The organism is Staphylococcus sp. FSL K6-3157 (assembly GCF_038005145.1).
Lineage (GTDB): Bacteria > Bacillota > Bacilli > Staphylococcales > Staphylococcaceae > Staphylococcus > Staphylococcus equorum.
On sequence record NZ_JBBOSM010000001.1, the window covers coordinates 1,021,523 to 1,044,957 of the forward strand.

The 23,435-nt window shown below is 33.5% G+C and carries 20 protein-coding genes; 18 read left to right on the forward strand and 2 right to left on the reverse strand.

The window, feature by feature from the left end; translation table 11 throughout:
- Positions 1 to 124: 124 nt before the first annotated feature.
- On the forward strand, positions 125 to 1,684 hold the full coding sequence (locus tag MHB47_RS04795) for an SLC13 family permease (RefSeq protein WP_021339829.1): 1,560 nt from the start codon (positions 125 to 127) through the stop codon (positions 1,682 to 1,684).
- An 85-nt stretch (positions 1,685 to 1,769) separates the two neighbouring features.
- On the opposite strand, the gene MHB47_RS04800 is transcribed toward MHB47_RS04795, so the two are convergent.
- Both MHB47_RS04800 and MHB47_RS04805 read right to left on the reverse strand, forming a co-directional pair.
- A complete protein-coding gene (locus tag MHB47_RS04800) occupies positions 1,770 to 2,582 on the reverse strand; it encodes a prephenate dehydratase (protein ID WP_107514987.1) in 813 nt (270 codons plus the stop codon).
- Between the two features lie 40 nt (positions 2,583 to 2,622).
- Positions 2,623 to 3,687, reverse strand: coding sequence for a nitric oxide synthase oxygenase (locus MHB47_RS04805; RefSeq protein WP_340755441.1), 1,065 nt, complete (start codon positions 3,685 to 3,687; stop codon positions 2,623 to 2,625).
- A gap of 229 nt (positions 3,688 to 3,916) precedes the next feature.
- Here MHB47_RS04805 and MHB47_RS04810 point away from each other — a divergent pair, with 229 nt between their 5' ends.
- The 17 genes from MHB47_RS04810 (at position 3,917) to MHB47_RS04890 (ending at position 23,416) form a co-directional block, all read left to right on the forward strand.
- Positions 3,917 to 5,383 carry a nicotinate phosphoribosyltransferase gene (locus MHB47_RS04810; protein ID WP_340755443.1) on the forward strand — a complete coding sequence of 489 codons (1,467 nt, stop codon included), beginning with the start codon at positions 3,917 to 3,919 and terminating at the stop codon, positions 5,381 to 5,383.
- The gene (gene nadE, locus MHB47_RS04815; RefSeq protein WP_340755445.1) at positions 5,376 to 6,197 is read left to right on the forward strand and encodes an ammonia-dependent NAD(+) synthetase; all 822 of its coding nucleotides are present in this window, start codon (positions 5,376 to 5,378) and stop codon (positions 6,195 to 6,197) included. Before MHB47_RS04810 ends, nadE begins: the two co-directional genes overlap by 8 nt.
- An 86-nt stretch (positions 6,198 to 6,283) precedes the next feature.
- Positions 6,284 to 6,862 (forward strand): DUF2179 domain-containing protein, encoded by a 579-nt coding sequence (locus tag MHB47_RS04820; RefSeq protein ID WP_340755447.1) that lies wholly within the window; start codon positions 6,284 to 6,286, stop codon positions 6,860 to 6,862.
- Complete coding sequence (locus tag MHB47_RS04825; protein WP_002507181.1) at positions 6,859 to 7,044, forward strand: NETI motif-containing protein; 186 nt, start codon at positions 6,859 to 6,861, stop codon at positions 7,042 to 7,044. The genes MHB47_RS04820 and MHB47_RS04825 overlap by 4 nt, the downstream gene beginning before the upstream one ends.
- Positions 7,045 to 7,266: 222 nt before the next feature.
- Positions 7,267 to 8,562 carry an adenylosuccinate lyase gene (gene purB / locus MHB47_RS04830; RefSeq protein WP_318420628.1) on the forward strand — a complete coding sequence of 432 codons (1,296 nt, stop codon included), beginning with the start codon at positions 7,267 to 7,269 and terminating at the stop codon, positions 8,560 to 8,562.
- Between the two features lie 96 nt (positions 8,563 to 8,658).
- Positions 8,659 to 8,961, forward strand: coding sequence for a YerC/YecD family TrpR-related protein (locus tag MHB47_RS04835; RefSeq protein WP_002507183.1), 303 nt, complete (start codon positions 8,659 to 8,661; stop codon positions 8,959 to 8,961).
- A gap of 193 nt (positions 8,962 to 9,154) precedes the next feature.
- Positions 9,155 to 9,826: a M15 family metallopeptidase gene (locus tag MHB47_RS04840; RefSeq protein ID WP_340755450.1), complete on the forward strand. Its 672-nt coding sequence runs from the start codon at positions 9,155 to 9,157 to the stop codon at positions 9,824 to 9,826.
- Between the two features lie 135 nt (positions 9,827 to 9,961).
- Positions 9,962 to 10,654, forward strand: a complete 693-nt coding sequence (locus MHB47_RS04845) for a heptaprenylglyceryl phosphate synthase (protein ID WP_340755452.1) — start codon at positions 9,962 to 9,964, stop codon at positions 10,652 to 10,654.
- On the forward strand, positions 10,651 to 12,861 hold the full coding sequence (gene pcrA, locus MHB47_RS04850; protein ID WP_340755454.1) for a DNA helicase PcrA: 2,211 nt from the start codon (positions 10,651 to 10,653) through the stop codon (positions 12,859 to 12,861). The genes MHB47_RS04845 and pcrA overlap by 4 nt, the downstream gene beginning before the upstream one ends.
- Before the next feature lie 3 nt (positions 12,862 to 12,864).
- Positions 12,865 to 14,868, forward strand: coding sequence for an NAD-dependent DNA ligase LigA (gene ligA / locus MHB47_RS04855; RefSeq protein WP_002507187.1), 2,004 nt, complete (start codon positions 12,865 to 12,867; stop codon positions 14,866 to 14,868).
- A gap of 12 nt (positions 14,869 to 14,880) precedes the next feature.
- Positions 14,881 to 16,098 carry a CamS family sex pheromone protein gene (locus tag MHB47_RS04860; protein ID WP_340755456.1) on the forward strand — a complete coding sequence of 406 codons (1,218 nt, stop codon included), beginning with the start codon at positions 14,881 to 14,883 and terminating at the stop codon, positions 16,096 to 16,098.
- 694 nt (positions 16,099 to 16,792) lie between these two features.
- The gene (gene gatC, locus MHB47_RS04865) at positions 16,793 to 17,095 is read left to right on the forward strand and encodes an Asp-tRNA(Asn)/Glu-tRNA(Gln) amidotransferase subunit GatC (RefSeq protein WP_002507190.1); all 303 of its coding nucleotides are present in this window, start codon (positions 16,793 to 16,795) and stop codon (positions 17,093 to 17,095) included.
- A gap of 1 nt (position 17,096) precedes the next feature.
- Positions 17,097 to 18,554, forward strand: a complete 1,458-nt coding sequence (gene gatA, locus MHB47_RS04870; RefSeq protein WP_340755458.1) for an Asp-tRNA(Asn)/Glu-tRNA(Gln) amidotransferase subunit GatA — start codon at positions 17,097 to 17,099, stop codon at positions 18,552 to 18,554.
- Positions 18,555 to 18,566: 12 nt separating this feature from the next.
- Positions 18,567 to 19,994 carry an Asp-tRNA(Asn)/Glu-tRNA(Gln) amidotransferase subunit GatB gene (gene gatB, locus MHB47_RS04875; RefSeq protein WP_002507192.1) on the forward strand — a complete coding sequence of 476 codons (1,428 nt, stop codon included), beginning with the start codon at positions 18,567 to 18,569 and terminating at the stop codon, positions 19,992 to 19,994.
- A gap of 212 nt (positions 19,995 to 20,206) precedes the next feature.
- Positions 20,207 to 21,124 carry a diacylglycerol kinase gene (locus MHB47_RS04880; RefSeq protein WP_002507193.1) on the forward strand — a complete coding sequence of 306 codons (918 nt, stop codon included), beginning with the start codon at positions 20,207 to 20,209 and terminating at the stop codon, positions 21,122 to 21,124.
- Between the two features lie 153 nt (positions 21,125 to 21,277).
- Positions 21,278 to 22,639: a 23S rRNA (uracil(1939)-C(5))-methyltransferase RlmD gene (gene rlmD / locus MHB47_RS04885; protein WP_340755460.1), complete on the forward strand. Its 1,362-nt coding sequence runs from the start codon at positions 21,278 to 21,280 to the stop codon at positions 22,637 to 22,639.
- Positions 22,640 to 22,858: 219 nt separating this feature from the next.
- Positions 22,859 to 23,416: a DUF3267 domain-containing protein gene (locus MHB47_RS04890; protein WP_340755462.1), complete on the forward strand. Its 558-nt coding sequence runs from the start codon at positions 22,859 to 22,861 to the stop codon at positions 23,414 to 23,416.
- Positions 23,417 to 23,435 lie beyond the last annotated feature (19 nt).

Here is a 23,435-nt window from a genome sequence, read left to right on the forward strand (position 1 = left end):
CATTGACATTATAAAGGCTGTATTTGTAAGCGGTTTAGCATTGATATTTCATTAAGATTATATTATGTTATAAACTAAGAAATGTTATGAATATTCAGAAAAGTAACTTTAGAGGGGGACGAATATGAACAATTTGAACAAAGGGGATATGAGAAGGTCACAATATTTAATGTTTTTTTCTAACAAGAAAGAAAAGAAGTCTTATAACAGTGGACAATTAATAGGCTTAATATTGGGGCCACTATTATTTGTTTTAACATTACTATTTTTACAGCCTGAAGGTTTATCAAGTAAAGGTATATTTGTTTTAGCAATAACACTTTGGATTGCAACGTGGTGGATTACTGAAGCTATTCCGATTGCAGCAACGAGTTTGTTACCATTAATATTGATGCCAATTGGACATGTATTAAGTCCAGAAGAAGTTTCATCACAATATGGTAATGATATTATCTTTTTATTCTTAGGCGGTTTCATTTTAGCGATTGCCATGGAAAGATGGAATTTACATACCCGAGTTGCTCTAACGATTATCAATACATTAGGGACAAGTACAGGAAAGATTTTACTAGGATTTATGATTGCGACAGCCTTTTTATCCATGTTTGTGTCGAACACTGCCGCTGTTATGATTATGATTCCGATTGGTTTAGCAATTATTAAAGAAGCCAGTGAATTAAAAAATAAAGGCATCAAAGATTCAAGTATTACTAAGTTTGAGCAATCCATAGTTTTAGCAATTGGTTATGCCGGTACAATCGGTGGTCTTGGCACGTTAATTGGGACACCGCCTCTGATTATTTTAAAGGGACAATATCAATCTGCATTTGGTGAAGAAATTAGTTTTGCTAAATGGATGATTATTGGTGTACCAACGGTTATTGTTTTACTATTCTTAGTTTGGGCATACATACGATATATAGCTTTTAGACATGATATGAAAGCATTACCAGGTGGTAAAGCGTTAATTAAAAGAAAATTAGATGAATTAGGCAAGATGAAATATGAAGAGAAAGTAGTTCAAGCTGTGTTCATGCTTGCTAGTTTCTTATGGATAAGCAGAGAGTTTTTACTGAAAAATTGGACATATACTTCAGAAATAGATGATGGAACTATAGCTATGTTTATTGCAGTCTTACTCTTTTTAATTCCTGCGAAAAATAAAGAACAACATAAACGTATTATAGATTGGGATGTGGCTAAAGATTTACCATGGGGTGTATTAATTCTCTTTGGTGGGGGTCTAGCGCTAGCGGAAGGGATATCATCAAGTGGTTTAGCAGCATGGCTTGGTGATCAGTTGAAACTGATAGAAGGTGTGAGTCCTTTAATCATTGTAATAGTCATTACCGTATTTGTACTGTTCTTAACTGAAATTACATCTAATACTGCAACTGCAACGATGATATTACCAATTCTTGCAACATTATCAGTTGCTGTAAACGTTCATCCGTTATTGCTGATGGCACCTGCTGCAATGGCGGCGAACTGTGCATTTATGTTGCCAGTAGGTACGCCACCGAATGCAATTGTATTTGGTACAGGACGTATTAGTATTAAAAGAATGGCGTCTGTCGGCTTTTGGATAAACATGCTAAGCATTATCGTTATAGTACTCGTTGTTTACTTCCTAGTACCACCAGTATTAGGTATAGATGTAACCAAGCCATTGCCACTTAAATAATAATATAGATAAATAAAACTCTCCATTTCTAAATAATGAAATGGAGAGTTTTTGATTTGTTTAATTGAGTTATATAAAAATAAACTTAACTTAATTTATTAAATGAACCAATAATTGAGACTTGGAAGTCTAGCGTGTTTAAAATTTTAATAACCTTAGCCAAATCTTCATTGATTGGTGTGTCTGCTTGTACAAAAAAGTGGTACATTCCGAGTTGTGTTTTTAAAGGTCTAGATTCAATCCAAGACAAGTTAATATTAAATAAAACAAAAGTATTTAATATGCTTGCTAATAAACCAGGTTTATCAAATTGAGGCGTGATGAGCAATAATGTATCGCTCGCATCCTCTACATCCTCGATACTACTCGGTTGGTTACTAACGACTAAAAAGCGCGTTACATTATGTGGAAAGTCTTGTATGTTTTCCTCAATAGGTGAATAGCCGTATGCTTCACCACTACCTAAAGGTGCAATGGCACCAACGTGATCAGTTATTTTTTCCAAACTTTTGATTGTACTGTCTACATAGTCATACGTGAACCCTTGCTTTTGTATGTACTGACTCGTTTGACTAATCGCAGGCGCAATAGAATAAACTTTTGAGATATCATTTACTGTAGCACCTTGAGAACCATACAACGCGAATTGAATATCTAAATGAAGTTCACCTTGCGCAAAAATATTTTGTTGTGTTAATGCATCTGCGACAATATTAATCGTCCCTTCAATTGAATTCTCAATTGGTACTACGGCGATACTGTTATCATCGTTAGAAACAGCTTGTACTACTTCGTACAGGTTAGATTTGGCTTCAAAATCCATTTCAGATTCTGATTTATATTGTTTTGCTGCTAAGTATGAAAAGGTCCCTTTTGGGCCTAAATAATAAAGTTTCATGTGACGTTACCCCTTGTTTATATGAGTAAGGATAGAGTGTTTAATGGAATGGACAACCCGTAGATGTTGATTTCTTATAAAAGAAATTAGGTTCTCGAATTTCATTTTTATAACCATGATGATAATTTGCCACCAATGTTGGAGATAACGAAGGTGATAACCATGACCATTTACCAGTAACATCTCTTCCTTCTTTTGTTTCATTCTTTTCAAATCGTTCAAACTGCTTTGAAGCAGTCAAATGATCAACAATAGAGACGCCTTCATTTTTAAAGGAATGATACACTGCATCATTTAGTTCGACAAGTGCACGATCTTTATTGAAAGAATTATTCTTAAGTGTATCAAATTCAAATGCTTCTGCAACACTTTCTAGCAAATTATAACGATAACTATCTGTAAAATTACGAACAGCAATCTCATTTACCATATACCAACCGTTAAATGGTGCTGTTGGATATGTAATGCCGCCAATTTTTAAATCCATACTTGATATAATAGGAACGGCATACCATTTTAAACCAAGTTGTTTTAACTTTGGATAGCGGTCATGTGCTATAGGAACTTCCTTAATTAATTCTGGGTTATAAGTATGATATTTTAAATTACCTTCAGGCATCTTATAAATTAAAGGTAAGACATCAAAGTGAGTATGTTCTCCTGTCCATCCAAGATGTTCAGCGAGTTGCGTTATACTTCGTTCAGCAGGATCGCCTAGATCTGAATAACCTGCATATCTGATTAATTGATTATTATAAATTTGTGGTGGTTGGTGCTGTGAAAAGATAGTGATATAAGGTTTGATTTTTCCATTATTTGTTGCAGTTGTTATGTGGTTTTCAATTGTAGCTATAAATTCATCTTCAGTTTGAATATCTCTTGCGTCTGCTACAGTTAATGAATTCCAAAAAAATCGACCAATACAACGATTAGAATTCCTCCAAGCCAATTTAGCACCATAAGTAAGTTCTTCAATTGTATGCTCATACGTGCCATTTGTTTGAATAGCAATTTCAATTTCTTTAATTCTATCTAATGTAACATGTTCATCGTAACTTAATTCTTTATGCATTGTTTTAATAAATGATTTAGCTTCATTTAACATATAAACACCTCACTTAGTATTATAAGTGATTACAGTTAATTTATAATTATAAAACTATAAATGTCACTACTTTGTCGTTAGTAATGTCACACTTTTATCAAAATTTAAAATAATGAACAATAGCAAACTGAAAATGTTGCACGAATGCTATTAAATAGGATGGTATTTCAGGTGCTAACAACGTTTCTTTTATGCTAAACTAATAGAAAAGCTGATTGGAGAGATTTTTGTGTACCAATACGAAGACGATACATTAGTATTGCATAATGATTTATATCAAATAAATATGGCTGAAAGTTATTGGAATGATGGTATTCACGAACGATTAGCAGTCTTTGATTTGTATTTTAGAAATATGCCATTCGACAGTGGCTATGCGGTTTTTAATGGATTAAAGCGTGTAATTGAATATATAAATCAATTTCATTTTTCAGAATCAGATATAGAATATTTAAAATCTATTGGCTATCAAGAGGATTTCTTGAGTTATTTAAAAGACTTGAAATTTACTGGTAATATTCGCTCAATGCACGAAGGTGAGCTTTGTTTTGGTAATGAACCATTAATGCGAGTAGAAGCGCCACTAATACAAGCTCAATTAATAGAAACGATGCTATTAAATATAGTGAATTTCCATACTTTGATTACAACAAAGGCAAGTCGTATTCGACAAGTTGCGCTGGATGATATGTTAATGGAATTTGGTACACGCCGTGCGCAAGAAGCGGGCGCAGCATTATGGGGAGCCAGAGCATCATACATTGGTGGCTTCAATTCTACAAGTAATGTAAGAGCAGGAAAGTTATTTGGCATTCCAGTATCTGGTACACACGCCCATGCAATGGTGCAAACATATGGTGATGAATATATTGCTTTTAAAAAATACGCCGAGCGACATAAGGACTGTGTGTTTTTAGTAGATACATTCCATACGCTAAAATCTGGTGTTCCGACAGCAATTAAAGTTGCAAAAGAATTAGGGGACAAAATTAATTTCGTAGGTATTCGATTAGATTCAGGAGATATTGCTTACCTTTCTAAAGAAGCGCGACGTATGTTAGATGAAGCTGGATTTACAGATGCTAAAATTATTGCTTCAAACGATTTAGACGAACAGACAATCACGAGTTTGAAATCACAAGGTGCAAGAGTTGATTCATGGGGTGTAGGTACTAAATTAATTACAGGCTATGACCAACCAGCACTTGGTGCAGTTTATAAGCTCGTTGCTGTTGAAGATAGTTCTGGCGCATATGTTGATCGTATTAAACTCTCAAATAATGCAGAAAAAGTAACGACGCCAGGCAAGAAAAAGGTATACCGTATCATTAATAAAAAGACGAACAAAGCTGAAGGAGACTACATTACATTGGATCATGAAGATCCATATGAAACGACGCCGCTTAAACTTTTTCATCCTGTCCATACCTACAAGATGAAATTTATAAAATCATTTCTAGCGAAAGATTTGCATCATGATATTTATAAAGACGGTAAATTAGTATATGATTTACCAAGTGAACAAGAAGCGCAAACTTATTTGAAAGAAAATCTTACCTATCTATGGGATGAAAATAAGCGTCATCTTAACCCACAAGAATACCCTGTAGATTTAAGTACAGCATGTTGGGAAAATAAACATAAACGTATATTTGAAGTCGCAGAACATGTAAAGGAGATGGAAGAAAATGAGTAATTTACAAGAAATCATTGTTAAAGAAATGAATGTCCAACCAATGATTGACAGTGAACAAGAAGCGCGTAGTATAATTCAATTTATTAAAAGCTATGTACAATCTCACTCTTTTATCCAATCTTTAGTGTTAGGTATTTCAGGTGGCCAAGATTCCACTTTAGCTGGTAAACTGTGTCAAACTGCAGTTAATGAGTTAAAAGAAGAAAAAATTCATTGCCAATTCATTGCTGTTAAATTACCATATGGTGAACAAAAAGATGCAGCCGAAGTTGAAGATGCATTGAAGTTCATCCAACCGGACGAAGTAGTAACGATTAATATTAAATCAGCTGTAGATCAGAGTGTGCAATCACTAAAAGATGCTGGTATTTCACTTACTGATTTTCAAAAAGGAAATGAAAAAGCACGTGAACGTATGAAAGTACAATTCTCAATTGCTGCAAATAAACAAGGTATAGTAATCGGTACGGATCATTCGGCTGAAAGTGTAACGGGTTTTTATACGAAATATGGTGATGGTGCTGCTGATATTGCACCGCTATTTGGTTTGAACAAACGCCAAGGTAGACAATTATTAAAGTATTTAGAAGCGCCGAAGCACTTGTATGAAAAGGTGCCTACTGCAGATTTAGAAGAAGACAAGCCACAATTACCAGATGAAGAGGCACTAGGTGTGAGTTATGATCACATAGATGATTATTTGGAAGGCAAATCGGTACCAGACGATGCACAAGAAGTTATTGAGCGTCATTATATTAAGAGTGCACATAAAAGAGAATTAGCTTATACAAGACACACATGGCCTAAAAATTAACTGCTATAACCGTAAGTTTTTAGTGACAAAATATAAACTTACTGATAGAATTACTTGAATTTAATGTAACAGAAAGGAAAATGGACATGTCAGTGATAACATCTATGCCATGGTTAATGGTTTTAGCCATTTTTATAATCAACGTTGCTTATGTAACATGCTTAACGATGAGAACGATATTAACCCTTAAAGGTTATCGCTATGTTGCTGCAATCGTGAGCTTCTTGGAAGTCCTTGTATATGTTATTGGTTTAGGTATGGTAATGTCTAGTTTGGATCAAATCCAAAATGTACTTGCATACGCCTTTGGTTTTTCAATAGGTATTATTGTTGGTATGAAGATTGAAGAAAAACTAGCACTTGGTTATACAGTAGTCAATGTAACTTCATCTGAGTATGAGTTAGATTTACCAAGACAATTAAGAGATTTAGGGTATGGTGTGACACATAATACTGCATACGGCCGAGATGGCAAACGCTTGATTTTACAAATACTTACACCGAGACGTTTTGAAGCTAAATTAATTGAGACGATTAAACAAATTGATGCAAAAGCATTTATGGTCGCATATGAACCGCGTACAATTCATGGAGGGTTCTGGGCGAAAGGTGTTAAAAGTAAAAAACTTAAACAATATGATACGGATGAAGTTGAAAGCATATGAAAAAACAACAAAAATTCAAAGTCGAAGAACACGAGTCAATTCAAGATTGTTTGGGTCGCATGCGTGAAGCTGGCTATACACCAGTTAAACGTTTTGAAAAGCCTGTTTACAAAGAAAACAAAGACGGCAGCGTAGAGGTACTTAAACAAGAAATTGAGTTCGTAGGCAAATTACAAGAATGATAAATATGGGAGCCTGATACATGTATGTTTCGGGCTCTTTTTTTTAATATTTTGATTCTAAATAATTTCTATAGTAGGCTTAAAAGGCTTATACATTTCAAAGTAATTCTGGTAAACTAGTATTGAAAAGAATAAACACGAACTTTAAAGTGAAAATGAACTTAAATGTGCATGTTTTGAGGTTTGTGAACTAAAACTTATGTAAGATAGGAGCTAATTTCAATGATTGAACGCTATTCTAGAGAAGAAATGTCTAATATTTGGACTGATCAAAATCGCTATGAAGCTTGGTTGGAAGTAGAGATACTTGCTTGTGAAGCTTGGAGTAAACTAGGGGATATACCTGAGGCAGACGTCAAAAAAATACGTGAAAACGCCAAGGTTGATGTTGAACGTGCACAGGAAATTGAACAAGAAACACGTCATGATGTAGTCGCATTTACTAGACAAGTTTCTGAAACACTTGGTGAAGAACGTAAGTGGGTTCATTATGGTTTAACTTCAACTGATGTAGTAGATACTGCGTTAAGTTATGTGATTAAGCAGGCAAACGACATTATTGAAAAAGATTTAGAAAGATTTATTGAAGTATTAGCGAAAAAAGCAAAAGATTACAAATATACATTAATGATGGGTCGTACACACGGTGTGCATGCTGAACCAACAACGTTTGGTGTCAAAATGGCGCTTTGGTATACAGAAATGCAACGTAATTTAGAACGTTTTAAACGCGTAAGAGAAGAAATTGAAGTTGGGAAAATGAGTGGTGCAGTAGGGACTTTTGCTAACATACCACCTGAAATAGAAGCACATGTGTGTGAAAATTTAGGTCTGGGTGCAGCTCCAGTATCAACACAAACGCTACAACGTGATCGTCATGCTTATTATATTGCGACACTTGCACTTATCAGTACTTCAATGGAAAAATTTGCCGTGGAAATACGTAATTTACAAAAAACTGAGACACGTGAAGTAGAAGAAGCATTTGCTAAAGGACAAAAAGGTTCATCAGCAATGCCACACAAACGTAATCCAATTGGTTCTGAAAACATTACAGGTATTGCACGTGTGATAAGAGGTTATGTGACAACAGCTTATGAAAACGTTCCGTTATGGCATGAACGAGATATTTCTCATTCTTCAGCTGAACGAATTATGCTTCCAGATGTTACGATTGCATTAGACTACGGGTTGAACCGTTTTACAAATATTGTTGATAGACTTACAGTATTTGAAGATAATATGCTTGAAAATATTGATAAAACGTTTGGTTTAATCTACTCACAACGTGTATTATTAGCTTTAATTAATAAAGGTTTGGCACGTGAAGAAGCATATGATAAAGTACAACCTAAGGCGATGGAGTCTTGGGAAACTAAAACACCATTTAGAACATTAATTGAACAAGACAATTCAATTACAACATTATTATCTGAAGCAGACTTAGATGAATGTTTCAATCCAAAACACCATTTAAACCAAGTTGACACTATTTTTGAAAGAGCTGGTTTAGAATAATCAGGAATAATTGAATTTTTCAAGGGAAATCGTTACACTTTAATGTATTAGTACGTTAAACTGAGATTAAATTGAAAGATACAGGGGTTGTTTTGAATGCAAATAGAAAAATTAAGAGGAAAAGCCTTAGATGAATTGTTCGATGCGATTTTGACGCTTGAAAATAGAGAAGAATGTTATGAATTCTTTGATGATTTATGTACTGTTAATGAAATACAGTCATTGTCACAACGATTACAAGTCGCAAAAATGATTAAACAAGGCTTCACTTATGCGACAATTGAACAAGAATCTGGTGCATCAACTGCAACAATTTCTCGTGTGAAAAGATCGTTGCAATGGGGCAATGACGCTTATACCGTGATTCTAGACCGCATGAATATTGAAACGGCTGATTAGATAATTTTATATGAGAAGTAAGGTTAACTATTTAAGTTAACCCTAGCTGTCGATAGAGTATAATACTTTGTCGGCAGCTTCTTTATGTTTTGTAAAGTGATAGAATGGTAATTGAGACGTATCAACTACATCTTTGTTAAATGAATTCTTTGAAAATATTGTTATATGTACACATGTTGGAGGGGAAATTACTGTGTTTAAGAAGTGGATAATTGTAATTGCGACTTTATTATTTATCGGTATTGTCATACGAATGTTGCTTATTATAGCTTCTAATCATCAACAACCTATGCATTCAAATATCGTCGAACCTAAAAATGCATTACCAATTATTGTTGAAAGGCAAGGCGTGACGAAAGTGAATGGGCATGTCATTGTTAACAAAACATATCAATTACCGCAATACTATAAACCTGGTGAAAATAAAAAAGCCAGACATAAATTAAATGAAATGTTAGATAAAGCTGAACAAAAAGAATTAGATTTAAAATATATTAGTGGCTATAGAAGTTATAAAGATCAACAAAAAGTAGTGAAATCATATCTTGAAAATGATGGAAAAAAAGTCGCGAAACAATATACTGCTAAACCAGGACATTCAGAACATCAAACAGGATTAGCATTCGATGTAGGCACGCAAAGGTCACTCGAAAATTTCCACGAAGATTTTGAACATACAAAAGAAGCACACTGGTTAGCTCAAAACGCTTCTAAATATGGATTTATTATTAGGTATCCTAAAGGGCAATCAAAGCACACAGGCTATGCATATGAAGCATGGCATTTGCGATATGTAGGACCTGAATTAGCTGGAATTATAGACAACCAAGATACAAATTTAGAAAGTTATTACCAGTTAAATTAAATAATTACCGTAAAAAGGAAACTAAATTATAAAAATCATCTCAGAAATTGGGGTGGTTTTTTTCGACATCATTTTAGAACTCACAGACTAAAAATGATATAATCATATGTATGTTTAAAAAAGGAGTAACATATCATGTATGACATTAAAAAGTGGAAACATATTTTTAAATTAGACCCTGCAAAGTTAATATCTGACGAAGAATTAGAAGCAATTTGTTTATCTAATACGGACGCAATTATCATAGGTGGAACAGATGAAGTTACTGAAGATAATGTGTTTCATTTAAAGCAACGTTTAATGCAATATTCATTACCGATAGCATTGGAAATTTCAAATGTAGATAGCGTAATGCTTGGCTTCGACTTTTATTTCGTGCCTACCGTGTTAAACAGTTCAGATGTTAACTATCATAATGGCATATTGTTAGATGCACTCAAGTCATTCGGACAAATAATTGATTTTGATGAAGTCATATTTGAAGGCTATGTCGTACTTAATCCTGATAGTAAAGTCGCGAAAGTGACGCAAGCAAATACAAACTTAACGGATGAAGATATTGAAGCTTATGCATTAATGATTAATGATATGTACAAATTACCGGTTATGTATATAGAATATAGTGGTACATATGGAGAAGTAGAAATAGTAAGAGCAGCAGCAAATCAATTAACAGATACACAACTATTTTATGGTGGTGGTATTAGTGATTATAACGATGCAAAACAAATGGCTTCAATCGCAGACACTATTATAGTTGGAGACATTATATATAAAGATATAGAAAAAGCATTAAAAACAGTTGAGATAAAGGAGTCACATAAATGAACGCATTAGTTAATAAGATGAATGAGGAACAAAGCCAAGCAGTACGTACAACAGAGGGGCCATTACTTATAATGGCAGGTGCAGGTTCAGGCAAAACACGTGTCTTAACACATCGTATAGCTTACTTGCTTGATGAGAAAGACGTGTCTCCATATAACGTATTAGCCATCACATTTACAAATAAAGCTGCCAAAGAAATGAAAGCACGTGTTGAGACATTAGTTGGAGAACAAGCTCAAGTGCTATGGATGTCTACATTTCACTCTATGTGTGTGAGAATACTTCGAAGAGATGCAGATAGAATTGGAATAGAACGCAATTTTACAATTATTGATCCAACTGACCAAAAATCAGTAATTAAAGATGTATTAAAAAATGAAAATATCGATAGCAAAAAGTTTGAGCCTAGAATGTTTATAGGCGCTATTAGTAATTTGAAAAACGAATTAAAAACGCCGGAAGATGCACAAAAAGAAGCAAATGATTATCATGCACAAATGGTTGCTACTGTTTATAAAGGTTATCAACGTCAACTTTCAAGAAATGAAGCACTAGATTTTGATGATTTGATTATGATTACAATACGTCTATTTGAACGAGTTCCAGAAGTATTAGATTATTATCAAAACAAATTCCAGTATATTCATGTGGATGAGTATCAAGATACGAATAAAGCACAATATACATTAGTTAAACTCCTTGCAAATAAATTTAAAAACCTTTGCGTTGTAGGTGACTCAGATCAATCTATATACGGATGGCGTGGCGCAGATATACAAAATATCCTTTCTTTTGAAGAAGATTATCCAGAAGCGAAAACGGTTTTCCTAGAGCAAAACTATCGTTCTACAAAAAATATTTTAAATGCGGCTAATGAAGTAATTAAAAATAATTCAGAGCGTAAACCTAAAGGATTATGGACGGGCAATACTGACGGCGATAAAATACATTATTATGAAGCAACAACTGAACGAGATGAAGCGGAATATGTTGTACGCGAAATTATGAAACATCAGCGTAATGGAAAGAAATATAAAGATATGGCTATTTTATATCGTACGAACGCACAGTCACGTGTACTTGAAGAAACGTTTATGAAATCAAATCTTCCTTATACAATGGTTGGTGGTCAAAAATTCTATGATAGAAAAGAAATTAAAGATTTATTAAGTTATGTACGAATCATTGCCAATAGTAATGATGATATTAGCTTGCGTCGTGTAATAAACATTCCAAAACGTGGTATTGGACCAACTTCAGTAGATAAAATTCAAACTTATGCAATGCAAAATGATTTAAGCATGTTTGATGCATTAGCTGAAGTAGACTTTATTGGATTATCTAAGAAAGTAACGCAAGAATGTATTAATTTTTATGATGTAATGCAAAATCTTATCAAACAACAAGAATTTCTTGAAATTACTGAAATTGTTGAAGAAGTGCTAGTTAAATCAGGTTACCGTGATATGTTAGAACGTGAACAAACGTTAGAATCTAGAAGTAGACTTGAAAATATTGATGAGTTTATGTCTGTTCCCAAAGATTATGAAGAGAATACACCATTAGAAGAACAGTCATTAATTAACTTTTTAACAGATTTATCGTTAGTTGCAGATATAGATGAAGCGCAAATTGAAGATGGTATCACGTTGATGACAATGCACTCTGCTAAAGGTCTAGAATTTCCGATTGTATTTATCATGGGCATGGAAGAGTCTTTATTCCCACACATTAGAGCAATTAAGAGCGATGAGGAACATGAAATGCAAGAAGAGAGACGTATTTGTTATGTAGCTATCACACGTGCTGAAGAAACATTATATTTAACACATGCAACATCAAGAATGTTATTTGGACGACCACAATCCAATATGGCTTCTAGATTTTTAAGAGAAATACCTGAAGATCTATTGGAAAATGAAACTAAATCTAAAGCAAAAGCTAAAACACAAGGCAACAGCTTCCGTTCAGCAACAAAAGAACCAGCTAAAAGAGGTTATAGCCAACGTGCTACAGCTACTAAAAAAACACAAGTGTCTTCAGATTGGAAAGTTGGAGATAAAGTTGTTCATAAATCATGGGGCGAAGGCATGGTTAGTAATGTAAAAGAAAAAAATGGTTCTGTCGAATTAGATATCATCTTTAAATCAGAAGGACCGAAACGTTTACTTGCACAATTTGCGCCAATTGAGAAAAAGGGGGAATAAAATGTGGCTGATTTACAATCACGCGTCGATGAATTGCATCAATTGTTAAATCGCTATAGTTTTGAGTACTATGTTCAAGATAATCCATCAGTGCCGGACAGTGAATATGATAAATTGTTGCATGAGTTAATAGACATTGAAGATACTCACCCAGAATATCGAACGCCTGACTCTCCAACGGTAAGAGTCGGTGGTTCTGCTCAATCAACTTTCGAAAAGGTAAGACATAATACCCCGATGCTCAGCTTAGGCAACGCATTTAACGAAGAAGACTTAAGAAAATTCGATCAACGTATACGCGAACGTATAGGTGACGTAGAATACATGTGTGAATTGAAAATAGATGGCTTAGCAGTATCTTTGAAATATGAAAATGGCCGATTTGTACAAGGGTTAACACGTGGAGATGGTACTACAGGTGAGGATATTACAGAAAATTTAAAAACGATTCATGCTATCCCTTTGAAAATCAAAGAAACTAGAACATTTGAAGTTCGCGGGGAAGCATATATGCCTAGACAATCATTTTTTAATTTAAATGAAGCAAAAGCTAAGAATGATGAACAAGCGTTTGCGAATCCGCGAAATGCTGCTGCCGGTTCACTTAGACAATTAGATTCAAAACTCGCAGCTAAACGTAAACTAAGTGTTTTTCTATATAGTGTCAATGATTTTACTCAATTTAATGCGAATACGCAAAGTGAAGCGTTAGATGAATTAGATGAGTTAGGCTTTAAAACGAACCAAGAACGTCAACGTGTACAAACGATTGATGATGTGATTGCATATATTGAACATTGGACTGAAAAAAGAGAAGCATTACCATATGATATTGATGGTATTGTAATTAAAGTGAATATGGTAGCGCACCAAGAGGAACTTGGCTTCACTCAAAAATCACCGCGTTGGGCGATTGCATATAAATTCCCAGCAGAAGAAGTAATTACAGATTTAGTGGATATTGAATTAAGTATAGGTAGGACAGGTGTCGTCACACCTACAGCTATTCTTGAACCAGTAAAAGTTGCTGGAACTACTGTTTCTCGCGCTTCTCTACATAATGAAGATTTGATTCATGACAAAGATATTAGAATTGGCGACAGTGTAGTAATTAAAAAAGCAGGGGATATTATACCTGAAGTTATTAAAAGTGTATTAGATAGACGTCCAGATAATGCGGAAGTTTATCATATGCCAACACATTGTCCAAGTTGTGAACATGAATTAGTACGCATAGAAGGCGAAGTAGCTTTGCGCTGTATCAATCCTAAGTGCCAAGCACAACTTGTGGAAGGCATGATTCATTTTGTTTCTCGACAAGCAATGAATATCGACGGTTTAGGTACAAAAATCATTCAACAACTGTATGATAATGAAAAAATAAAAGACATTGCAGATATTTTCTACTTAACAAAAGAAGATTTATTACCGCTTGACCGCATGGGAGAGAAAAAAGTAGATAACTTGATTAATGCTATTGAAGTGTCTAAAAACAATTCTTTAGAAAAGCTATTGTTTGGTTTAGGTATCAGACATCTTGGCGTAAAAGCAAGCCAAGTCATAGCTGAAAAATACGGCACAATGGATAAATTATTCGAAATAACAGAAGAAGACTTTGTTGGTATACATGACATCGGGCACAAAGTAGCCCAATCTGTAGTCACGTATTTAGAAAATGAAGATATTCGTGCACTTATTAATAAATTAAAAGAAAAAAATGTTAATATGACATATAAAGGTATAAAGACAAGTGATTTAGAAGGCCACCCAGACTTTAAAGATAAGACAATTGTACTTACTGGTAAGTTATATCAAATGACTAGAAACGAAGCTTCAAAATGGTTAGAACTTCAAGGTGCAAAAGTTACGAGCAGTGTAACTAAAAGTACAGACTTAGTTATCGCTGGTGAGGATGCAGGCTCCAAATTAACAAAAGCTGAAAAATTTGATACAGCAATATGGTCAGAAGAAGACTTTGTTCAGAAGCAAAATGAAATCGAGGGATAGAGGAGATAATGCATGAAACGGAAGGTTATACTATTCATCTCAGCAGTTTTTTTATTATCAGCATGTGGCAATGATGATGATGACAAAAGCAAAGAACAATCTAATGAAAATGAACAACAACAGCAGCAAGATTCTGGTTCTGTAAAAGATATTGCAACGGATAAAAATGTAGCAGGTGACAATTACAGAACAATATTACCATTTAAAGAAAGCAAAGCACGTGGTGTATTACAAGAAAATATGGCAAATAGTTATAATGGTGAAGATTTCGAGAATGGTCTATTAGATTTAAGTAAAGAAGTCTTTCCAACTGAAGATTATTTATATCAAGATGGCCAATATCTAGATAAAGATACGATTAACGCATATTTAGGACCTAAATATACTAAAGCTGAAATCGATGATATGGATGAAGACGAACGTAAAGAGAAAAAAGCAAATGAGAATTTAGGATTAAATCCATCTCATAATGGTGAAACAGATCCTGAAAAAATTGCAGAAAATTCACCAGCATATCTTTCTAATATTTTAGAACAAGATTTTTATAATAGTGGCGATACAAAAGGTAAAAAAATTAAAGGTATGACGATTGGTTTAGCGATGAACAGTACATATTATTACCAAAAAGAAAAAGATGGAGAGACCTATAGTAAGAAATTGGATGACAAAGAAATTAAAAAACAAGGTAAGAAAATGTCTGAAGAAATACTTACTAGATTACGCGAAAATAAAGAACTGAAAGATATTCCAATTCATTTTGCTGTTTATAAACAATCTGGAGAAAACTCAATTATACCTGGCGAGTTTATCGCTGGTACGACAGTTGAAGGTGATAAAACACGTATTAATGAATGGAAAGATATTCAACAGAAAACTGCTTTATTACCATCTGGAGAGGCTGCAGATTTAGATGAAAATTTAAACTCTGATTTCAAACAGTTTAATGATAATCTCCAAACATATTTTAATAATTTCACTCAAGCAGTAGGTACTGTTAAATTCGATAATAAAGAAGCTAAGCAATTATCTGTAGATGTACCAATTGATTATTATGGTAAAGCCGAAACTATAGGTATTACGCAATATGTCACTGAACAAGCAAGAAAATATTTCGATGATATAGATGAGTATGAAATTCACATTAAAGATGGTAATAACCCTAAAGCACTAATCAGTAAAACAAAAGAAGATAAAGAACCACAAGTTCATATTTATAAAAACAACAATTAGTCATCTTTGTGAGGGTGGGACTACGAAATCAATTTTAAAATTTTGATTTCTGTCCTGCTCTTTTTATTTTAAAGCTTTCCGATTTTGAAAGTGCATGCTTGCTTAGGATATGGATCGAGCCTGTAGTCTCTGGATCATACTATTTCCCTAGGCGTAACCCCTTTACAAAATCGGTTTATTACATAAATTTATACAAAAAATTTTAGTATAGAGAAGTTACCTTAACATATCTTTAAAACGTGATAGCTTATGTTTTAGAATTATAATCTGACTCAATAGATACTATCATTGGAACTGAGGTACTAATCACTAACAATGAAGGGTTGTATTTTGATTTTTATCCCGCTCTTTTTTGAAACATGAATGGTTATACAAGAGGATTCATAATAGCGTAAAGATAAATATTAAGTAATTTTATGATTTTACTCGATATTTGCTAAGTGTTAAACGCTTACAATTTTTATATACTAAATTCATTTTTTAGAAATAATAGAATTATTATACATATAAAAGTGATAAATACTTATATCCATATTGAAAACATAGCTATAAAAGGGTTGTGAAAATATATAGTTTTAGAAAAAGTTTAAAAATAAATCACTGTAATTTACTGTTATTATCGAAAAGCTTAGATTTTTGGGCGGAATTTTGGTACAATTTTGTAATGAATGAGTAAAAAGGAGGCTTTTATTTAATGGCTAAAGTTACACGTGAAGAAGTAGAGCATATAGCAAATTTAGCTAGACTTGAAATTACTGAAGATGCAACTGCAGAGATGCAAGAAACATTAGAAAGTATTTTAAACTTTGCTAATCATATAGATTCAGCAGATACAAGTGAAGTAGAACCAACATATCACGTATTAGATTTACAAAACGTATTACGTGAAGACAAAGCAGACGAGGGTATTCCTCAAGAGCTTGCATTAAAAAATGCTAAAGAGACGGAAGATGGACAATTTAAAGTCCCATCTATCATGAATGAGGAGGACGCTTAAGATGACCATCCGTTATGAATCTGTGGAAAATTTGATCAACTTAATAAAAAATAAAGAAATTAAGCCTTCACAAATTGTGAATGATATTTATGATGCAATAGAAGAAACTGATCCAACAATCAAATCATTTCTTGCATTAGATAAAGAAAATGCAGTTAAACAAGCGCAAGAATTGGATGAATTACAAGCTAAAGACCAAATGGAAGGTCAACTTTTTGGTATTCCTATGGGTATAAAAGACAACATTATTACTGAAGGCGTTGAAACAACTTGCGCAAGTAAAATGTTAGAAGGATTTGTGCCTATTTATGAATCAACAGTAATGAATAAATTACGAAATGAACAAGCAATACTTATTGGTAAACTAAACTTAGATGAATTCGCTATGGGTGGTTCAACTGAAACTTCATACTTTAAAAAGACAGTTAATCCATTTGATCACACTGCAGTACCTGGAGGTTCATCAGGTGGTTCAGCAGCAGCTGTAGCAGCAGGATTAGTTCCGTTCAGTTTAGGTACAGATACTGGTGGTTCAATTCGTCAACCAGCGGCTTACTGTGGCATCGTAGGTATGAAACCTACATATGGTCGCGTATCACGTTTTGGATTAGTTGCGTTTGCATCATCATTAGACCAAATCGGACCACTTACACGTAATGTTAAAGATAATGCATTAGTATTAGAAACAATTACTGGATTAGATGAAAATGACTCTACAAGTGCACCAGTTGAAGAGTCAAATTTCACTACTGATATCGGTAAAGATATTCAAGGTCTTAAAGTAGCGTTACCAACAGAATACCTTGGTGAAGGTGTATCAGAAGATGTTAAAGCTTCTGTTAAACAAGCTGTTGAAACACTAAAAGAATTAGGTGCAACAGTTGAAGAAGTGTCATTACCAAACACTAAATATGGTATCCCTTCTTATTACGTTATTGCTTCATCAGAAGCTTCATCAAACTTATCTCGCTTTGATGGTATTAGATATGGTTACCATTCACCTGAAGCGAACTCATTAGAAGACTTATACAAAATGTCTAGAAGTGAAGGCTTTGGTGACGAAGTTAAACGTCGTATCTTCTTAGGTACTTTTGCATTGAGTTCTGGTTATTATGATGCATTTTATAAAAAATCACAAAAAGTAAGAACATTGATTAAAAATGATTTTGACCGCATATTTGAAAACTACGATGTTATTGTAGGACCAACGACACCAACACCAGCGTTTAATATAGGTGAAGAAATTGATGATCCGCTTACAATGTATGCGAATGATTTATTAACAACACCAGTAAACTTAGCTGGATTACCAGGTATTTCTGTTCCTTGTGGTAAATCAAATGGACGTCCAATTGGTTTACAATTTATTGGAAAACCATTTGATGAGAAGACGTTATATCGTGTCGCTTATCAATATGAAACAAAATTCAATTTTCATAATGAATACGAAAAATTATAAGGAGTGGAAATCATGCATTTTGAAACAGTTATTGGACTAGAAGTCCATGTTGAGTTAAAAACAGAATCTAAAATGTTCTCTGCATCACCAGCACATTTTGGAGCAAAACCTAACTCAAACACAAGCGTAATTGATCTTGCATATCCTGGTGTGTTACCGGTTGTAAATAGACGCGCTGTTGATTGGGCTATGAGAGCTTCAATGGCAATCAATATGGATATTGCAACAGAATCTAAATTTGATCGTAAAAACTATTTCTATCCAGATAATCCAAAAGCATATCAAATTTCACAATTTGATCAACCTATTGGCGAAAATGGTTATATTGATATTGAAGTTGACGGTAAGACAAAACGTATCGGTATTACACGTCTTCATATGGAAGAAGATGCTGGTAAATCAACGCATAAAGATGGATACTCTTTAGTAGATTTAAATAGACAAGGTACACCATTGATTGAAATTGTTTCTGAACCAGACATTCGTTCACCAGAAGAAGCATATGCATACTTAGAAAAACTACGTTCTATTATTCAATATACTGGTGTTTCTGACTGTAAGATGGAAGAAGGTTCACTACGTTGTGATGCTAATATCTCATTACGTCCATATGGTCAAGAAGAGTTTGGTACAAAAGCAGAGTTGAAAAACTTAAACTCATTTAGTTTTGTACGCAAAGGTCTTGAATATGAAGAAAAACGTCAAGAAGAAGAACTATTAAATGGTGGAGAAATCCTACAAGAAACACGTAGATATGATGAGTCAACTGGTAAAACAATTTTAATGCGTGTTAAAGAAGGCTCTGATGACTATCGTTACTTCCCAGAACCAGACATTGTGCCATTATATGTGGATGAAGCTTGGAAAGAGCGTGTGCGTCAAACAATCCCAGAATTACCAGACGAAAGAAAAGAAAAATATGTGAACAACTTTGGCTTACCTGCTTATGATGCGCATGTTTTAACACTTACAAAAGAGATGTCTGATTTCTTTGAAAGTGCTATTGCTGAAGGTGCAGATGCTAAATTAACTTCTAACTGGTTAATGGGCGGCGTGAATGAGTATCTTAATAAAAATCAAATTGATTTATTAGATACAAAATTAACGCCTGAAAACTTAGCTGGAATGATTAAGTTAATTGAAGACGGTACAATGAGCAGTAAAATTGCTAAAAAAGTATTCCCAGAACTCGCTGAGAATGGTGGGGACGCCAAACAAATTATGGAAGATAAAGGTTTAGTTCAAATTTCTGACGAAGCTACACTTTTAAAATTCGTAAATGAAGCGTTAGATAATAATGCACAATCAGTTGAAGATTACAAAAATGGTAAAGGTAAAGCAATGGGCTTCTTAGTTGGTCAAATTATGAAAGCTTCAAAAGGCCAAGCCAATCCTCAATTAGTAAATCAATTGTTAAAACAAGAATTAGATAAAAGATAATTAAAACCGCGTTGTATTTTAGTGTAATGTAAGGATTAGATAATGCATTACATCAATAGATATAGCAGAACCTGTAGAACGTTTTTGTCTACAGGTTCTTTTACTATTCATACGATATTATATATATTCTGTAAAATTTGGCCTAAATGCTTTTATCATTTATCTAAATCATATAATATAGATATTGAGTATAAGAAGTCGAGGGATAAAATATGAGAAAACGAGCTAGAATCATTTATAATCCAACATCTGGTAAAGAATTGTTTAAACGTACCTTGCCAGATGTTTTAATTAAATTAGAAAAAGCAGGGTTTGAGACAAGTGCATATGCAACTGAAAAAGTTGGAGACGCAACTTCTGAAGCAGAACGCAGTTTAGAACAAAACTATGATGTATTAATTGCTGCCGGTGGTGACGGTACGCTTAATGAAGTCGTAAATGGTATTGCAGAGCAGCCGAACAGACCAAGTATAGGCATTATACCTATGGGTACAGTAAATGATTTTGGACGTGCGCTACATTTACCAAATGACATTATGAGTGCAATTGATGTGATTATAGAAGGCCATACAACTCGGGTTGATATTGGCAAGATGAATAGTCGTTATTTCATAAATTTAGCAGCCGGTGGTCAATTAACACAGGTTTCTTATGAGACGCCAAGTAAATTGAAATCCATTGTTGGACCGTTTGCCTATTATATAAAAGGCTTTGAAATGTTACCCCAAATGAAAGCTGTTGATATTCGTGTAGAATATGACAATGAAGTTTTTCAAGGGGAAGCATTGTTGTTCTTATTAGGTTTAACGAATTCAATGGCTGGTTTTGAAAAATTAGTGCCAGATGCTAAATTAGATGATGGTTATTTTACATTGATTATCGTTGAAAAAGCAAACCTTGCTGAATTAGGACATATAATGACACTAGCTTCTAGAGGAGAACATATAAAGCATCCCAAGATTCATTATAAGAAAGCTAAATCTATTAGTGTATCATCATTTGTAGATATGCAGTTAAACGTAGATGGTGAATATGGTGGTAAATTACCAGGTAATTTCTTGAATTTAAAACAACATATCGAAGTATTTACGCCAAGTGATGTTAATAATGATGAAATAGTCGAACAATAAAAGTACGCTTCGTATAATATTACAAATTCAGCTTGAAGAACTTAAGCATTTCAAGTTAAAATGAATAGTCGAAAAAATTAAAGATACAGAATAAACTGAGAGGTTAGGTAAAGACATCAAATATCCTAACCTCTTTTAGTGTGGGGTGAAGTTATGGATGCAATTCAAAAAAATGAGGTCATAGAAGGAAAAGTTATAGATTTAACACATGAAGGGCATGGTGTTGTTAAATTAGATCGCTATCCTATATTTGTACCAAATGCGTTGATAAATGAAACAATAGAATTTAAAGTGATAAAAGTTAAGAAAAATTTTGCAATAGGTAAGCTACTTGAAATTAAAAAAGAGAGTGAAGAACGTGTAGAACCACCATGTGTTTATTACCATAAATGTGGTGGATGTCAACTACAACATATGACCTATCAAGCACAGTTGAATATGAAAAAAGAGCAAGTTGTCAATTTGTTCCACCGTAAAGCAGATTTTAAGGATACGATTATCCACGATACGATTGGTATGGATAATCCGTGGTTTTATCGTAATAAATCTCAAGTACCAGTAGGTAAGAACAATGAAAATAAAGTGATTACAGGATTTTATCGTCAAAGAAGTCATGACATTATAGATATGGATGAATGTTTAATACAAGACAATATGCATCAAGACGTGCTAAATCAACTCAAATTATGGTTCAATGAATTAAATATCAGTATATATAATGAGCGTAAAAAGCAAGGTCTTATGCGTCATGTCGTAATTAGAACAGGACACCATTCTAGAGAACTGATGGTTGTATTTGTTACAAATGGGAAGAAATTCAAACAAAGTGATGTACTTACAGAAAAATTAGTAGCAGCATTTCCAGAAATAGTGAGTGTCAAACATAACGTGAATGATACACATTCGAATGTCATCATGGGTGAAACGTCATATACGCTATATGGTAAAGATGAAATTCAAGATACACTTTCAGATGTAACATTCAAAATCAGTGATCAATCTTTTTATCAAATCAATTCTATTCAAACTGAAAAATTATATCAACGTGCAATTGAATATGCTGAACTTAAAGGTGAAGAAACAATACTAGATACTTATTGCGGTATAGGTACGATTGGATTATACATGGCACCGAAAGCGCAACATGTCTATGGTGTTGAGATTGTCCCAGAAGCGATTGCAGACGCAAAGCAAAATGCGACCTTAAACCAGTTCGAAAATACTACTTTTGTCTGTGGTAAAGCTGAAGAGGTTATTCTAAAATGGAAAGCACAAGGCATTAAACCAGATGTAGTAATGGTTGATCCACCTCGAAAAGGCTGTGACGAAACTTTCTTGGAAACACTTTTAGAATTGAACCCAAGAAAGATTGTCTATATTTCTTGCAATCCATCAACGCAACAACGTGATGCGCAACAATTAGCACAACAATATAAATTAACACAAATTACACCAGTAGATATGTTTCCACATACCACGCATGTTGAAACAGTAGCACAATTTGAAAGACGCTAAATTATAATATTTTATATTTAGGTGATTTTACGTGAATATAGGATTTGTGTGATTTTAATTAATAAGTTGTTTACTAATTATTGCAAAATATTGCAGAACAAGTAAGTTTGTTAAAATTCAATTACAAGCAACTAACTTACTTGAAAAGCCCATCATTAGTGGTTACAATCGTTGTATAGTCTAGGTAATAACGATGACGATGACACGGAGGGTTGACACATGTTCAAGATTGATTTGTTCTCTAGCAAGAAAATGTTAGAAGGATTTATACTTTTTCAATTTACAATAGTGATGGTTAGTATATTATTATCTTATAAATTTGCTTATTCATTTACACACATTATAGAACAAAATATTATATTAAATTTAGTATACGGTATATTAGGATTTGCAGTTGTTTATTTCTTACATGAATTTATTCATAATATAATGTTCCGCTTGTTGTCAAAAGGCAACAAACCTACTTTCCGAATCCGCCAAGGTTTAATTACTACCCATATGCCAAATGTATATTTTAAAAAATGGCAATACATCACTATCATGTTAGCTCCCTTAGTCGTTATTACAACAGTGTTGATTATATTATTCTCATTTTTTGCATATTCATCTATGATATTTATTGCGAGTCTTCATATTGGATATTGTGTAATGGACATGTATTTCTTAACAGGCGCACTTAATAACAAAGTGCAATATATTGAAGATACAGAAGAAGGTATTATATTTTATTCAGAGAGTCCAGTGCCACAAATACAGACTCAAAATGAAGTGAAATAATTGAATTTATAAATTTTAA